Annotated in this window: 16 protein-coding genes; 8 read left to right on the top strand and 8 right to left on the bottom strand. The window is 70.8% G+C overall.

The features are described 5' to 3' along the window. Positions 1-104: 104 nt before the first annotated feature. Positions 105-1568 carry a S1 family peptidase gene (locus RPQ07_RS08730; RefSeq protein WP_313943510.1) on the top strand — a complete coding sequence of 488 codons (1464 nt, stop codon included), beginning with the start codon at positions 105-107 and terminating at the stop codon, positions 1566-1568. 165 nt (positions 1569-1733) lie between these two features. Here RPQ07_RS08730 and RPQ07_RS08725 read toward each other — a convergent pair whose 3' ends face one another. Continuing rightward, positions 1734-2231 carry a MarR family transcriptional regulator gene (locus RPQ07_RS08725; protein WP_313943509.1) on the bottom strand — a complete coding sequence of 166 codons (498 nt, stop codon included), beginning with the start codon at positions 2229-2231 and terminating at the stop codon, positions 1734-1736. A gap of 97 nt (positions 2232-2328) precedes the next feature. Here RPQ07_RS08725 and RPQ07_RS08720 point away from each other — a divergent pair, with 97 nt between their 5' ends. Further along, a complete protein-coding gene (locus tag RPQ07_RS08720; protein WP_313943508.1) occupies positions 2329-2742 on the top strand; it encodes an organic hydroperoxide resistance protein in 414 nt (137 codons plus the stop codon). Positions 2743-3132: 390 nt separating this feature from the next. Here the strand turns inward: RPQ07_RS08720 and RPQ07_RS08715 are convergent, their stop codons facing one another. From RPQ07_RS08715 to zapE, 3 genes are all read right to left on the bottom strand, one after another. After that, on the bottom strand, positions 3133-4494 hold the full coding sequence (locus tag RPQ07_RS08715) for an alkaline phosphatase PhoX (protein ID WP_313943507.1): 1362 nt from the start codon (positions 4492-4494) through the stop codon (positions 3133-3135). Between the two features lie 147 nt (positions 4495-4641). Next, positions 4642-5067: an OsmC family protein gene (locus RPQ07_RS08710; protein ID WP_313943506.1), complete on the bottom strand. Its 426-nt coding sequence runs from the start codon at positions 5065-5067 to the stop codon at positions 4642-4644. A gap of 43 nt (positions 5068-5110) precedes the next feature. Further along, positions 5111-6220, bottom strand: coding sequence for a cell division protein ZapE (gene zapE, locus RPQ07_RS08705; protein ID WP_413777717.1), 1110 nt, complete (start codon positions 6218-6220; stop codon positions 5111-5113). Between zapE and RPQ07_RS08700 the strand changes: the two genes are divergently transcribed. The 4 genes from RPQ07_RS08700 to msrB all read left to right on the top strand — a co-directional run bounded on the left by RPQ07_RS08700 (position 6219) and on the right by msrB (position 9420). Then, positions 6219-6983 (top strand): pyrimidine reductase family protein, encoded by a 765-nt coding sequence (locus RPQ07_RS08700; RefSeq protein ID WP_313943505.1) that lies wholly within the window; start codon positions 6219-6221, stop codon positions 6981-6983. The two genes, zapE and RPQ07_RS08700, sit on opposite strands and share 2 nt — an antisense overlap. A gap of 105 nt (positions 6984-7088) precedes the next feature. After that, positions 7089-7559, top strand: a complete 471-nt coding sequence (locus tag RPQ07_RS08695; RefSeq protein ID WP_313943504.1) for an indole-3-glycerol phosphate synthase — start codon at positions 7089-7091, stop codon at positions 7557-7559. A gap of 44 nt (positions 7560-7603) precedes the next feature. Beyond that, the gene (gene murC, locus RPQ07_RS08690; protein ID WP_313943503.1) at positions 7604-8998 is read left to right on the top strand and encodes a UDP-N-acetylmuramate--L-alanine ligase; all 1395 of its coding nucleotides are present in this window, start codon (positions 7604-7606) and stop codon (positions 8996-8998) included. Positions 8999-9012: 14 nt separating this feature from the next. Further along, complete coding sequence (gene msrB, locus RPQ07_RS08685) at positions 9013-9420, top strand: peptide-methionine (R)-S-oxide reductase MsrB (RefSeq protein WP_313943502.1); 408 nt, start codon at positions 9013-9015, stop codon at positions 9418-9420. A gap of 144 nt (positions 9421-9564) precedes the next feature. On the opposite strand, the gene RPQ07_RS08680 is transcribed toward msrB, so the two are convergent. Then, positions 9565-9954: a VOC family protein gene (locus RPQ07_RS08680; protein WP_313943501.1), complete on the bottom strand. Its 390-nt coding sequence runs from the start codon at positions 9952-9954 to the stop codon at positions 9565-9567. A gap of 45 nt (positions 9955-9999) precedes the next feature. Here RPQ07_RS08680 and RPQ07_RS08675 point away from each other — a divergent pair, with 45 nt between their 5' ends. Then, entirely contained in the window at positions 10000-10629 is a 630-nt protein-coding gene (locus RPQ07_RS08675; RefSeq protein WP_313943500.1) for a nucleoside/nucleotide kinase family protein, read from the top strand. Positions 10630-10645: 16 nt separating this feature from the next. Here RPQ07_RS08675 and RPQ07_RS08670 read toward each other — a convergent pair whose 3' ends face one another. Both RPQ07_RS08670 and RPQ07_RS08665 read right to left on the bottom strand, forming a co-directional pair. After that, positions 10646-10891, bottom strand: coding sequence for a DUF397 domain-containing protein (locus RPQ07_RS08670; protein WP_313943499.1), 246 nt, complete (start codon positions 10889-10891; stop codon positions 10646-10648). After that, complete coding sequence (locus RPQ07_RS08665) at positions 10888-11718, bottom strand: helix-turn-helix transcriptional regulator (protein ID WP_313943498.1); 831 nt, start codon at positions 11716-11718, stop codon at positions 10888-10890. Before RPQ07_RS08665 ends, RPQ07_RS08670 begins: the two co-directional genes overlap by 4 nt. A gap of 130 nt (positions 11719-11848) precedes the next feature. On the opposite strand from RPQ07_RS08665, the gene RPQ07_RS08660 reads away from it, so the two are divergent. Continuing rightward, entirely contained in the window at positions 11849-12304 is a 456-nt protein-coding gene (locus tag RPQ07_RS08660) for an ATP-binding protein (RefSeq protein WP_313943497.1), read from the top strand. A 4-nt stretch (positions 12305-12308) separates the two neighbouring features. Here RPQ07_RS08660 and RPQ07_RS08655 read toward each other — a convergent pair whose 3' ends face one another. Beyond that, a complete protein-coding gene (locus RPQ07_RS08655; RefSeq protein ID WP_313943496.1) occupies positions 12309-13433 on the bottom strand; it encodes a hypothetical protein in 1125 nt (374 codons plus the stop codon). Positions 13434-13459: the final 26 nt, after the last annotated feature.

Genomic DNA, 13459 nt, shown 5'->3' with positions numbered 1-13459 from the left:
TTGTGCGATGAGAACAACACGCGCCTCATGCGTATCCAAGGGCGGACGCGTCCCCCGGTGTCCATCGGCAACCGGACTCCGTACCCCCTACAGGAGGCGACGAGTTGAGTCACAGGCGAATATCCAAGCGAAAGGCCGTTCTGGCGGGAGCGGGTGCCGTCGGCATCGCCGCGGCCGCCATCCTGCTCCCACAGGCCTACGCTGGGCAGGACGGTTCCCAGTCCGAGGCGGCGTCGGCTCCGAAGAAGATGAGCGCCGCCTCCGCGGCAGAGCTCCTCCAGCAGCTCGGCCAGCAGCTCGGCGAGTCCTACGGCGGTGCGTACTACGACTCCGACAAGCAGCAGCTCGTCGTGAACGTCGTGGGCAACAACAACAACGTCGTCGTCCAGGTCAAGAAGGCCGGCGCGGTGCCGAGGAGCGTCCAGAACAGCGCCACGAAGCTGACCGCGGCGAAGAGCACGCTCAGCAAGCAGGCCACCATGGCCGGCACCTCCTGGGCCGTCGACCCGCGGAACAACCAGGTCCTGGTGACCGCGGACCGCACCGTCGCCGGCGAGCGCTGGGACAGACTGGAATCCGCCGTGCAGGCCCTCGGCCCCGGCGTGGCCCGCATCCAGAAGTCCGCCGGTGAGTTCAAGACCTTCCTCGAGGGCGGCGACGCCATCTTCGGTGGCGGTGCGCGCTGCTCCCTGGGCTTCAACGTGACCACGCAGGACGGCAGCCCCGGCTTCCTGACCGCCGGACACTGCGGTGTCGCGGCCGAGCAGTGGTCCGAGGAGGCGAACGGCGAGCCGATCGGCACGGTCCAGGAAGCGGTGTTCCCGGGCGAGGGTGACTTCGCACTGGTGACGTACGACGACCCGGCGACCCAGGCGCCGAGCGAGGTCGACCTCGGCAACGGCCAGACGGTCGCGATCACCCAGGCGGCCGACGCGGCCGTGGGCCAGGACGTGATCCGGATGGGCAGCACCACCGGGCTCAACGACGGCCAGGTCACCGGACTCGACGCCACCGTGAACTACCCCGAGGGCACCGTCACCGGTCTGATCCAGACCAACGTGTGTGCCGAGCCGGGTGACAGCGGCGGCGCGCTGTTCACCCAGGACGGCAGCGCGATCGGCCTCACGTCGGGCGGCAGTGGCGACTGCACCGCGGGCGGCGAGACGTTCTTCCAGCCGGTGACCACGGCCCTCGCGGCGGTCGGCGCGCAGATCGGTGACGGGGCGGGCGCCGGAGAGGGCGCTGACGGCGGCGCCGAGGCCAATGCCGGTGCCGAGGCGAACGCTGGTGCTGACGGCGGTGCCGAGGCGAACGCGGGTGCTGACGGCGGTGCCGAGGCCAACGCCGGTGCCGAGGCGAACGCGGGTGCCGACGGCGGTGCCGAGGACAACGGCGGCCTCGACGGAGGCGTCCAGGACAACGGCGGTGCCGAGGCCAATGCCGGTGCCGACGGCGGTCTGCAGAACAACGGCGGAGCCGACGGCAACGGCGGCGCCGACGACAACGGTGCCGGCGGGAACGACGCGGGGGGTGACGCGGCCGGCGACGGCACGGGCCAGCACAACTGAGGCCGGTCTCTCCGCGGACACGCGCAGACGAGGAGCCCCGGACATCGGCGGATGTCCGGGGCTCGTCCGTGCCCGGGGTGCCCGGGGCTCGTCCGTGCCCGGGGTGTCCGGCGCGTCGGCCGGACCCGCGTTCCTGCGTGCGTGCCGTGCCCACCCCGCCGGGCGTCAGTCGTCCTCCGTCAGGCAGGCCGCTGCCTCCAGCCCGGTCGTGTCCAGCGTGGCGGTCAGCGCTTCCAGCTCGGAGCGCAGCGCGCGGATCCGCTCCACCGACAGCCCGGTGGCCTCGCCGATCCTGCGGGGCACGTCCAGAGCCTTCTCCCGCAGCTCCGCGCCCGCCGCCGTGGGCCGGGCCGTCACGGAGCGCTCGTCCTCCTTGCTGCGCCGACGCTCCACATAACCCGCCGCTTCGAGCCGCTTGAGCAGCGGGGACAGAGTCCCGGAGTCCAGGCGCAGATGCTCGCCGATCTGTTTGACGGGCAGCTCGCCGTGCTCCCACAGCACCAGCATCACCAGGTACTGCGGGTAGGTGATCCCCAGATCCTTGAGGGCGATCCGGTAGACGCTGTTGAACGCCCGGGACGCGGCGTGCAGCGAGAAGCAGATCTGGTGGTCGAGGCGGAGGAAGGCCTCGTCCGGCACATCGGTCAGTGGCGTCTTCTCCATGCGTCCAGCATACCTGCGCCCCATTGAGTTGTGCACAACTTAGTTGTGTGCTCTACTTACGCCATCGATTCGCAACGGACGAAGAGGGATGCATTTCATGGACGCGATCTACACCGCAGTCGCCACCGCCAATGGCCGTGAGGGCCGCGCCGTCAGCTCCGACGGTCAGATCGATCTCCCGCTCGCCTTCCCCGCGGCGCTGGGCGGCAACGGTCAGGGCACCAACCCCGAGCAGCTCTTCGCCGCCGGCTACGCGGCCTGCTTCGCCAGCGCGATGGGCGCCATCGGCCGCCAGGAGCGGATCGACGTCAAGGACGCGTCCGTGACCGCCGAGGTCAGCATCGGCAAGGACACCGACGGCGGCTTCGGTCTCTCCGTGATCATGCGCGTCGAGCTTCCGGACCACCTCCAGGGCGAGGCCGGCCGTGACCTCCTGGAGAAGACCCACGCGTACTGCCCCTACTCCAAGGCGACCCGCGGCAACCTGCCGGTCGAGCTCGTCATCGAGTAATCGCCCCGTGCAAGGCGAAGCCCGGGACAGGGAGTTACCGGACCTGTCCCGGGCTTCGCCGATTGCTCCAGAATTCTGGGAGCGCTTCTGGAGACGGCTCCATCGTGCGGCGCGCCTCTCCCGGGCGCACGCCGGGCGCGGCTGACCAGGGGATCACGCCCGCCGGCCGGACCGGCACCACCCGGAGCTCACGGCGGCCGCGCCCCGTACTCCTGAGCCCGCCCCCCTGAGCCCGCAAGCCCACGGCCCACGGCCCGCGGCCCGCGGCTCATGGGCCCAGGGGGCACGACCGCCCGGCACTCATGGACCGGTCACCCGGTGACGTCCCGGGCCGGGCATCCACCACCCCGCCCGGAACCGCCGCCGCGCCACCCACCCCGCCCGCGTCCGTCAGCCCCAGGGCCCCGTGACCGCGAACGTCGTCCCCGGTGTGTAGCAGTTGACGTACATCGTCTCGCCGTCCGGCGAGAAGGTGACCCCCGCGAACTCGCCCCACTCCGGTGCCTCGGGGGTCCCGATGTTCTGGCGGCCGCGGGCCATCGCGTACACGGCGCCGGACTTGGTCAGCCCGTACACGTGCTGGGCGCCGCTGCCGTCCTCGCAGACCATCAGCCCGCCGCTGGGAGCGAGGCAGATGTTGTCCGGGGATTCGCCGGGGAGCTGGATGTCCGTGCTCGGACCGAAGGCGATGACCAGCGTGAGCCGGCGCCGGTGCGGTTCGTACTTCCACACCTGGCCGAAGTGGTCCGCCGCCGAGCCCTCGCCGCTGCGGGCGAAACTGGAGACGAAGTAGACGGAGCGCCCGCCCCAGTAGCAGCCCTCCAGCTTCTGCGCGTGGGTGATGCCCTTGGGGCCGAAGTCCTGGAGCCGGATGGGTGTTTCCTTCGCCTGGCTGTCCGGTACGGGCACCCACTCGATCCGGTCGAAGCTCGCTCCCGGTTCCTGGATCGCGGAGAGGTCGGGCACGCCCGGCACTCGCATGGCCTCCAGTTCGCCACCCGCGCGCAGTGAACGCGTCCCGCCCAGTGGCCTGTTCGGCAGGAAGCGGTAGAAGAGGCCGAAGGGACGCTGGAAGGCGTCCTCCGTCTCGTAGATGATCCCGCTCTGCGGATCGACCGCGATCGCCTCGTGCTGGAAGCGGCCCATCGCGGTGAGCGGTACGGCCCCGGTGCGCTGCGGGTCGGCGCCGTGCACCTCGAAGACGAACCCGTGATCCTTGGTGTAGCCGTTGGTGCCGGCCTTGTCCTCGGTCTCCTCGCAGGTCAGCCAGGTTCCCCAAGGGGTGGGCCCACCCGCGCAGTTGACGGCGGTGCCGGCGATCGCGACCCGCTCGGACAGGACGTTGCCCCGTCCGTCGAGCTCCAGGGACGTGCAACCGCCCTTGCCCATCGGGTCGTAGGTCAGACCCTTGACCGTGGGGACGGGGATCGCGGCGTCCGCGCGGTTCTCGTGGTTGCGGACGAGGTGCACCCGGCCGCGGCGACCGGCGAAGGCCGCCATGCCGTCGTGATTGCTCGGAACGCGGCCCTCGCCGGAGCTCAGCGGTTCGCCCTCCCGTGAGAGGACCCGATAGCGGAATCCTTTCGGCAGATCGAGCAGACCGGCTGGGTCGGGGACGAGGGGTCCGTAGCCGGCGTGGTGCCCGCGAGCGGCCGCGGTCCCCGCGAAGAGCTCGGAGAAGGCGCCGGTGAACGCGATTCCGGCGGTCAGTGCGCCGGTACGGGCCAGAACTTGTCGACGTGTTGCGGACATGAGGCAACTCCCTGTTGGGGGGACCTCCCGTTGCCGAAGCCCGGGGAGGGGACAGGAGATGTGACCCGCACGTGTGTATCACGCACCTGGATGCACGGGAACCGTGCGGGCCACATGAGCCTTCAGCTGTCCCTACAAGTCAACCGTTCAGGCGAGCGAGGCACTCAGGGTGATCGTCGTGCCCGACAGGGCCTGGCTGACCGGGCAGTTGGCCTTCGCGTCCTCGGCCGCCTTGACGAAACCCGCCTCGTCGAGACCGGGGACCGTGCCCTCGACGGTGAGGTGGATTCCGGTAATGCCCGTGCCGGGCTGGAAGGTCACCTCGGCCTGGGTGTTGAGCCGGGTCGGCGGGGTGCCGGCCTGGGCGAGCCCGTGCGAGAGGGCCATCGAGAAGCAGCTGGAGTGGGCGCCGGCAATGAGCTCTTCGGGGCTCGTCTTTCCATTGGCCTGCTCGGCGCGGGAGGGCCAGGAGACGGCGTACTCGCCGATTCCGGAGGAGTCGAAGGTGACGGTGCCCGTGCCTTCGGTGAGGTTGCCCTCCCAGACCGTGTGCGCCTGACGCGTGGTGGCCATGATGCGAATCCCTTCTGACGGAAAGGTGGTTACGCACCCGAACCTACTGCTCCACAAGGCCCTTCGCGTCACGGGCCAGCGCGGTGAGACGGGAGATGGCGCGGAAGTACTTCTTGCGGTAGCCGCCGTTCAGCATCTCTTCGCTGAACAGTCGGTCGAAGGGCATGCCCGAGGCGAGCACCGGCACTTCGCGGTCGTACAGCCGGTCGGCGAGTACGACGAGGCGCAGGGCGGTCGACTGGTCGGGCACCGGCTGCACATCGGTGAGGCAGACCGCGCGTATGCCGTCGGTCAGGGCGCCGTAGCGGCTCGGGTGCACCTTGGCGAGGTGGTCCAGCAGTGCCGGGAAGTCGTCGAGCGCGGCGCCTTCGGTGGCGTACGCGGCCTGGGTGACCGTCTCCTCGGAGTACGGGGGAGGGGCGTCGGGCAGTCCGCGGTGGCGGTAGTCCTCCCCGTCGATCCGCAGCGGACGGAACTGCGCGGAGAGGCCCTGGATCTCGCGGAGGAAGTCGGCGGCGGCGAACCGGCCCTCGCCCAGTTTGCCCGGCAGGGTGTTGGAGGTGGCCGCGAGTGCCACACCCGCCTCGACGAGCTTGCCGAGGAGGGTCGAGACGAGGACGGTGTCGCCCGGGTCGTCGAGCTCGAACTCGTCGATGCACAGCAGCCGGTGACCGCTCAGGGTGCGCACGGTCTGCTGGAAGCCGAGGGCGCCGACCAGATTGGTGAGCTCCACGAAGGTGCCGAAGGCCTTGAGCGAGGGCTCGGCCGGGGTGGCGTGCCACAGGGAGGCGAGGAGGTGGGTCTTGCCGACGCCGTAGCCGCCGTCGAGGTAGACCCCGCGAGGCCCGGTGGGAGCGGCCGGCTTCTTCGCGAACCACCGGCGCTTGCCGGATCCGCTCGCGTGCGCCCCGCCGAGGCTCGCAGCGAACGAGCTGAGGACCGTGACCGCCTCGCGCTGGCTGGGCTGGTTCGGGTCCGGGACGTAGGTGTCGAAGCGCACCGAGTCGAAACGCGGCGGCGGCACCATCTCCGCGACCAGCCGGTCGGCGGGGACGTGCGGCTCGCGGGCGCACAGCGAAAGGGGGGCCGCTTCGGTCATGGCACTGGTCGACACAGTTCCCAACTGTAAGGGTCGTGCCAGACTGCTCCGCATGCGACGACTGCTCCCTGTGACCGACCAGACATCCGGTGAGGACCGCGAATGGTCCCTGGACGAGCTGGCGGAGGCCTACGCGTATCCGGACGCCCTTCAGGGTGCCTGGCTGCGGGCCAACATGGTGTCCTCGCTGGACGGGGCGGCCCAGCACGACGGCCGGTCCCAGCCCCTGTCCTCCGACACGGACATGCGGATCTTCGGCACCCTGCGGGGCCTCGCCGACGCGGTCGTGGTCGGCGCGGAGACGGTCCGTCTCGAGGGCTACCGGCCCGCACGTGCCCGGGAAGCCTTCGCGGAGCGCCGGGCCGCTGCCGGTCAGGGTCCCGCCCCCGCGATCGCCGTGGTCAGCGCCTCGCTGAACCTCGACTTCACCCTGCCCCTGTTCACCGAACCCCTGGTGCCGACGCTGGTGCTGACAGGCGCCGCGGCCCCGGCGGACCGGGTCCGGGAGGCGGAGAAGGCAGGCGCCGAGGTGGTGGTCGCGGGCGACGGGCCCGGGGTGGATCCGCCGAGGGCTGTGCGGGCGCTCGCCGAACGAGGCCTGCGGCGGCTGCTCACCGAGGGCGGGCCGCGCATGCTGGGGCAGTTCGCCGCGTCGGGCGTGCTCGACGAACTGTGTCTGACCGTGTCGCCCACGCTCACCGTCGGGGACGCGCAGCGCATCACGGGCGGGCCGGGACTCGCCGTCCCGGCGCGCTTCGCCCCGACGTCCGTACTGGAGGAGGCAGGGTTCCTTTTCACCCGCTACCGTCGCATCTGACAATCGGCGGAATTCGTCGTTCCGGTTTGCTCCGGCCGGGCAGACTACTCTCGCAGTCCCCGTGTCGGCGCGGGGAAGGATGGTTTCCGCAGAAGGGCTCCTGACGTGTTCACTAGCGTATTGATGATCGAGAAGCCCCTGACCTCGGAAGATGTGGAATTCGTCACCACACTGCACGGTGACGAGAACGTCTCCTTCGTCGTCCTGATGCAGCCGCGCGGCGACCAGGCCGACCTCCTGCTGCGTGCCATCGACGACGTGGCCTTCGGTGAACTGAAAGAGGCCGTCAAGGAGGGTGAGGAGCCGGAGGGCGAGGCTGCCAAGGCTCCCGCCGAGCGGGCGCTGGAGAACTCCCTGGCCGCCCTGCGCGCCGCCGGCAGCGAGGCCGTGGGCCAGGTCGTCGAGGACCATCCGCTCGACAAGCTCAAAGCGGTCGTCGACGAGGCGGGCGCCGACGAGGTGATCGTGCTGACCGCACCTCACTACGTCGAGGAGTTCTTCCACCGGGACTGGGCCTCCCGGGCCCGCCACAAGGTCGGCGTCCCGGTGCTCAAGCTCTTCGCGCACAGCGAATAGGCTGGCCCCTCGCACGTACTCGTACCTCGTGGGGAGACACACGCATGGCACCCGCCATCCCTAGCGCCATGGAACGCCCGCACTTCATCGGCATCGGTGGCGCCGGAATGTCGGGCATCGCGAAGATCCTCGCCCAGCGCGGCGCCGCGGTGGCGGGCAGCGACGCCAAGGAGTCCGCGACCGCCGAGAGCCTGCGTTCGCTGGGCGCCACGGTCCACATCGGGCACGCCGCCGAGCACCTGGCCTCCGATGCCAGCTGTGTCGTCGTCTCCAGCGCCATCCGCGCCGACAACCCGGAGCTGGCCCGTGCCGGTGAGCTCTCGGTCCCGGTCGTCCACCGCTCCGACGCGCTCGCGTCCCTGATGACCGGCCTGCGCTCGATCGCGGTGGCGGGCACCCACGGCAAGACCACCACCACGTCCATGCTGGCGGTGGCGCTCACCGAGCTCGGTCTCGATCCCTCGTACGCCATCGGCGGTGACCTGGAGGGCCCCGGGACCAATGCCCGGCACGGCGCCGGTGACATCTTCGTCGCCGAGGCCGACGAGAGCGACCGCAGCTTCCAGAAGTACGACCCCGAGGTCGCGATCGTCCTCAACGTCGAGCTCGACCACCACGCCAACTACGCCTCGATGGACGAGATCTACGACTCCTTCGAGACCTTCGTCGGCAAGGTCGTCCCCGGCGGCACCCTGGTGATCTCCGCCGACCAGCCGGGCGCGGTGGAGCTCACCTCCCGCATCCGTGACCTGTCGACGCTGAAGGTCGTCACCTACGGCGCCTCCGAGTCCGCGGACGTACGGGTGCACAAGGTCACCCCGCGCGGCCTCACCAGCGAGGTCACCGTCCTGCTCAACGGCAAGTTCCTGACCTTCACCGTCTCGGTCCCCGGCAGCCACTACGCGCACAACGCCGTGGCCGCGCTCGCCGCCGGCGTCGCGCTGGGCATCCCGGCGCACAATCTCGCCTCCGCCCTCGGCAAGTACACCGGGGTCAAGCGCCGGCTCCAGCTGAAGGGCGAGGCCGCGGGCGTCCAGGTCATCGACTCCTACGCCCACCACCCCACCGAGATGACCGCCGACCTGGAGGCCATGCGGGGCGCCGCGGCCGACTCCAGGCTGCTGGTCGTCTTCCAGCCCCACCTCTTCTCCCGTACGCAGGAGCTCGCGACCGAGATGGGCCAGGCACTCGCCCTGACCGACGCCTCGGTGGTCCTCGACATCTATCCGGCCCGCGAGGACCCGATCCCCGGCGTCACCAGCGAGCTGATCATCGACGCCGCCCGTGCGGCGGGCGCGGATGTCACCGCCGTCCACGACAAGGAGACGGTCCCCGAGGTGGTCGCGGGAATGGCGAAGCCCGGCGATCTCGTTCTCACGATGGGCGCGGGAGACGTCACGGACCTCGGTCCGCTGATCCTGGCCCGTCTGTCGAGCTGAGGGAGCCGAATTTCATGGCGTACGACATCGAGAAGCCGGACGAGCAGTGGCGCGCGGAGCTGAATCCGGCGGAGTACAAGGTGCTGCGCCAGGCCGGTACGGAGCCCGCCTTCGTCGGTGAGTACACCGACACCAAGACGGAGGGCGTCTATTCCTGCCGGGCGTGCAGCGCCGAGCTGTTCCGCTCCGACACGAAGTTCGAGTCGCACTGCGGCTGGCCGTCCTTCTACGACCCGAAGGACACCGACGCGGTCGAACTCATCGAGGACCGCTCGCACGGCATGGTGCGCGTCGAGGTGCGCTGCGCGCGCTGCGGATCGCACCTCGGGCACGTGTTCGAGGGTGAGGGATACCCCACCCCGACCGACCAGCGGTACTGCATCAACAGCATCTCGCTGCGGCTGACGCCGGACGAGAGCTGATCCCACGGGCGATCCCGGCCACGGCCGGGTGACCCCCACCGAGCACAGCCGGCCGCGGCCGGGGCCCTGTCCGAGTACGAGCCGGGCAGCCCCCAGGCCGCGGCCGGCCCGTTCGCCGGCACATCCCGGGGGCGGCGAGCGGGGCTACTTGGGCTGGAGCAGGTCCCACCGGTTGCCGTACAGGTCCTCGAAGACCGCGACCGAACCGTAGACCTCGTGCCTCGGCTCCTCCAGGAAGCGCACGCCCGCCGCCGTCATGCGTGCGTGGTCGCCCGCGAAGTCCTCGGTGTGCAGGAAGAAACCGACCCGGCCGCCCGTCTGGGCGCCCACACTCGCGCGCTGCTCCTCGTCCTTGGCGCCGGCCAGCAGCAGTGCGCTGCCATGGCCGGAACCGGCCGGGCGGACCACGACCCAGCGGCTCCCGTCGCCGCGGTCGGTGTCCTCGACCAGTTCGAAGCCGAGCGCGTCGGTGTAGAAGGCAATGGCCTCGTCGTAGTCACGGACGACGAGGGTGACCAGGGCGATGAACGACATGGACCTCACGTTATACGTATGACCGGTGATGGAACAATGCGGCACATGCTTGCGCAGCCGCCCCCTCCGCACCTGCTGGAACGAGCCCGCGCCCTCGCCGTCCCCGGCCGGCGCCGCATCCTGGGGCTCGCCGGAGCGCCCGGCGCGGGCAAGTCGACGCTCGCCGGCCGTCTCGTCGACGCCCTCGACGGTCTCGCCGTCCTCGTCCCCATGGACGGATTCCATCTGGCACAGGCCGAGCTCGAACGCCTCGGCCGGGCCGGGCGCAAGGGCGCCCCCGACACCTTCGACGCGGCCGGATACGCCGCTCTCCTCGCCCGGCTGCGCACGCGATCCGCGGACACCACCGTCTACGCCCCCGCCTTCGACCGGAGGCTGGAGGAACCCGTCGCCGGGAGCATCGCCGTCCCGCCGGACGTCCCCCTCGTCGTCACGGAGGGGAACTACCTCCTGCACGACGAAGGCGCCTGGGCCGGCATCCGAGCCCTGCTCGACGAGATCTGGTACCTGGAGCTCGATCCCGCGGTCCGTGTGCCCCGACTGGTGGACCGGCACGTGGAGTTCGGCAAGGAGAGGTCCTTCGCCGAGCGCTGGGTCCGCGACTCCGACGAGGCCAACGCCCGCCTGGTCGCACGGGGCAGGGACCGGGCGGACGTCGTCGTCCCGATGCCGTAGGGCGTGTGAGACGCCGTCAGACCTGAGCGGTGTGGGTGAGGAAGGCGGTCCAGGAGGCGGGGGGGAGGGCGAGTTGAGGGCCCTGCTCGACCTTGGAGTCCCGGACGTGGACGGTGGTTGGGCAGGTGGCGACCTCGACGCACGAGTCGCCCTGCGTGCCGCTGTGGCTGGACTTGTGCCAGTCGAGGGCGACTTCGACACAGTCGTCGCCCTGCGTGCCGCTGTAGGTGCTCTTGAACCAGTGGAGTTCTGTGCCGCTCATAGCGCTCCTCGCAGTCGCTCCAACAGGCCCAAGGAGTCCCCGGGGGTAAGGGCCTGCGACCGCAGTTTTGCATACCGCTGGAGCAGGATGCTGACCTGTTTCGCGTCGGCGATGAGATGGCCCGACTGTTGCCCCTCGGCGTATCCGAGCCACCTGTTGTTTGCTGTTTCCAGGAGCCGGACGGGGCCGTCCAGGCCCGCATGCTGCTCCTGCCGGGTCGGCTTCACTTGGATCTCGACGTTCCGCAGCGTCGCGCACTCCAGCATGTGGTCCAGCAGGTCCCGCGTCACCCGTGCGCCACCCAAGTGCCGTGTCACCACCACCGCCTCCTCGATGATGAAGCTGAACGGCAGATTGCCCCGCTCGCGGAACAGCCGCTGCCGGTCCATGCGCGCGGTCACCTGGGCTTCGAGCTGTTCATCCGTCAGGGGCGGCACACTCTGTGCGAACACGGCCCGTGCGTACGCCTCCGACTGGAGCAGGCCCGGTACGAGTCGGCACTCGTACGTATCAAGACTGACCGCCTCCGCCTCGAGGCGCGCCCACTGCCGGAACCAGCTCGCCAGCCCGGGTCGCCGCGACAAGTGCCGTGCCGCGCCCCGGATCGTTCCGAACGCGTCCAGCGCCTCCTCCGCCCGGTCCACGAAATCCGCCGGCGGAAACCTCCGGCCCTGCTCGATCGACGCCACCGTCGGCATCGAATACCGCACCCGTGGCGCGAACTGTTCCTGCGTCAGTCGCGCCCTCTTCCTGAAAGCCTTGACCACTTCCCCGAACGCCTTCAGGCTGTCCGAGACCTCCGGCTCCCCGCATCCGCTGTCCACCATGGACGGCCACCTCCCGCGTCCATGGTCACGGAGGGTCACTGCGACTGTCCACCGTGTGTACTCGTACGCTGACGCAGCGTACGAGTCGCTGATCTGGAGCGGCCCCCTTCCGGGCGGCCACGGTGGGCCCATGCACTCACCCGTCACACCCCAACAGCTCGGCACCGTACGTGTGTTCACGCAGCGATTCAGCTCCACGGCTCTCGGCGCCCGGCTCGCCCGTCACCTGGCTCTCCATCAACTCCACGCCTGGGACGTGCCGCACGGCTCCGAGGCGTCCGACAACGCCGCACTGATCGTCGCCGAGCTGGCGGCGAACGCCGTGACGCACGGCCGGGTCCCCGGCCGGGACTTCGAGCTGCGGCTCACCCGTACGCCCGCAACCCTGCGTATCGAGGTCTCCGACACCCGCGGGGAATGCCGTCCGCCCGGCCCCGGAGATGTCCACCCGCCCGCCGCGCTCGACGGAGCCGGCCGGGGGCTGATGCTGGTGGACGCGCTGGCGGACCGGTGGTCGGTGCTGGACCGCGTCCCGGTGGGAAAGACCGTGCGCGCGGAGCTCGATCTCGGGAACGGGAAGCCCTGAGGGCTCACACCTTCGGGAGGCGCGCGACCGCCCACTTCGCCCGGGCGGGCAGATCGCCCAGCGACTGGCGGAACTGCTTCGCCATCACCGTGAGCAGGTCACGGGCGTGCGCCAGCGTCTCCCGGGCCAGGTCCTCTTTCCCGGCGGCGATCGCGGCGAGCACCAGCTCGAGATGCTCCTCGGTGATCATCCGGCCGAGACCGCGACGGTGCCACTCCTCGGCGCTCGCGTCCGGGGCGGGCGGCTCGCCGGCCGCACCGAGGTCCAGCGTCTGTTGCTCGTGCGAGGGTGGCGGGGCGGGGGAGTCCAGGCCGATCGCCGTACGGACGCGCGCCAGGGTCCGGCCGGCGGCCTCGAGATCGCCCGCCGAGCGTTCTCGCCGCGCGAGCACATGCCCGGCCGCGGCCCGGTCCCAGGCGCTGTCCTGGAGCGAGAGGAACCCGCGCTGCGCCCGGGCGGCCTGCGCGTACTCGCCGATCTGCTCCAGTTCCCGGCCCAGTTCGCCCAGCCGCTCCGGATCCGGGCCCGTGTCGTCGAGCCGGCGGATCAGCGAGGCGCGGACAACTTCCCTGCGGACCGGCCCGATCGAGCGCTCCGGATGGCGGGGCAGCCGGTCCAGGAGCTCGTACGCGAGCAACTCCTGCGAGTTCAGCAGCAGATGGTCCGGATCGGTGCGCAGCAGCGCGGCATGAAGACGGGCCACCAGCTCGGCGGGGGAGCGCGCGGGCAGGCCGAGGGCGGTGCGCAGTTCGGTGCGCCGGGCGTCCAGGTCGGGTGCGTAGGAGGTGCGCATCCCGTCCTCCAGTTCGCGGATCTCCTCCGGACCGGGGTCGGGACCCATCAGGTCTCGCCACGCCGGCAGCCCCACGATGATGTCCAGCGCGTCCGTCACGCTGTCCGCCAGGAGACCCGCACCGCCCTCCGAGTCGGCGTACAGCACGGCGTTGCCCCCGCACAGGAAGAAGGTCCCGCCGGTGTCGTCCCCGGCGATCGGCTCCAGCGCGGCGCCGGAGGCGAGGTGCACCTCCTCGCCGTGCTCCGCCCGGTCCAGGTCGAAGTCGAAGGGGAACGCGGCCAGGGCCGCCAGATCCGGCCGCCGCCGAAGCAGCGCCAGGGAGGGATCGGTCATGCGGCCGCATGCTACTGAGCCGTACC

This window comes from Streptomyces sp. AM8-1-1 (assembly GCF_032229325.1).
Taxonomy (GTDB): domain Bacteria; phylum Actinomycetota; class Actinomycetes; order Streptomycetales; family Streptomycetaceae; genus Streptomyces; species Streptomyces achmelvichensis.
This window is presented reverse-complemented; position numbering and strand designations above follow the sequence as displayed.

What these genes read in the sequence shown, in the direction of transcription:
- RPQ07_RS08655 (WP_313943496.1), bottom strand. Translation starts at nt 13,433, where the DNA reads ATGACCGATCCCTCCCTGGCGCTGCTTCGGCGGCGGCCGGATCTGGCG.
- RPQ07_RS08670 (WP_313943499.1), bottom strand. Translation starts at nt 10,891, where the DNA reads ATGAGCGGCACAGAACTCCACTGGTTCAAGAGCACCTACAGCGGCACG.
- zapE (WP_413777717.1), bottom strand. Translation starts at nt 6,220, where the DNA reads ATGCGGAGCAGTCTGGCACGACCCTTACAGTTGGGAACTGTGTCGACC.
- RPQ07_RS08715 (WP_313943507.1), bottom strand. Translation starts at nt 4,494, where the DNA reads ATGTCCGCAACACGTCGACAAGTTCTGGCCCGTACCGGCGCACTGACC.
- RPQ07_RS08680 (WP_313943501.1), bottom strand. Translation starts at nt 9,954, where the DNA reads ATGTCGTTCATCGCCCTGGTCACCCTCGTCGTCCGTGACTACGACGAG.
- RPQ07_RS08710 (WP_313943506.1), bottom strand. Translation starts at nt 5,067, where the DNA reads ATGGCCACCACGCGTCAGGCGCACACGGTCTGGGAGGGCAACCTCACC.
- RPQ07_RS08665 (WP_313943498.1), bottom strand. Translation starts at nt 11,718, where the DNA reads ATGGTGGACAGCGGATGCGGGGAGCCGGAGGTCTCGGACAGCCTGAAG.
- RPQ07_RS08700 (WP_313943505.1), top strand. Translation starts at nt 6,219, where the DNA reads ATGCGACGACTGCTCCCTGTGACCGACCAGACATCCGGTGAGGACCGC.
- RPQ07_RS08720 (WP_313943508.1), top strand. Translation starts at nt 2,329, where the DNA reads ATGGACGCGATCTACACCGCAGTCGCCACCGCCAATGGCCGTGAGGGC.
- RPQ07_RS08660 (WP_313943497.1), top strand. Translation starts at nt 11,849, where the DNA reads ATGCACTCACCCGTCACACCCCAACAGCTCGGCACCGTACGTGTGTTC.
- murC (WP_313943503.1), top strand. Translation starts at nt 7,604, where the DNA reads ATGGCACCCGCCATCCCTAGCGCCATGGAACGCCCGCACTTCATCGGC.
- RPQ07_RS08725 (WP_313943509.1), bottom strand. Translation starts at nt 2,231, where the DNA reads ATGGAGAAGACGCCACTGACCGATGTGCCGGACGAGGCCTTCCTCCGC.
- RPQ07_RS08675 (WP_313943500.1), top strand. Translation starts at nt 10,000, where the DNA reads ATGCTTGCGCAGCCGCCCCCTCCGCACCTGCTGGAACGAGCCCGCGCC.
- msrB (WP_313943502.1), top strand. Translation starts at nt 9,013, where the DNA reads ATGGCGTACGACATCGAGAAGCCGGACGAGCAGTGGCGCGCGGAGCTG.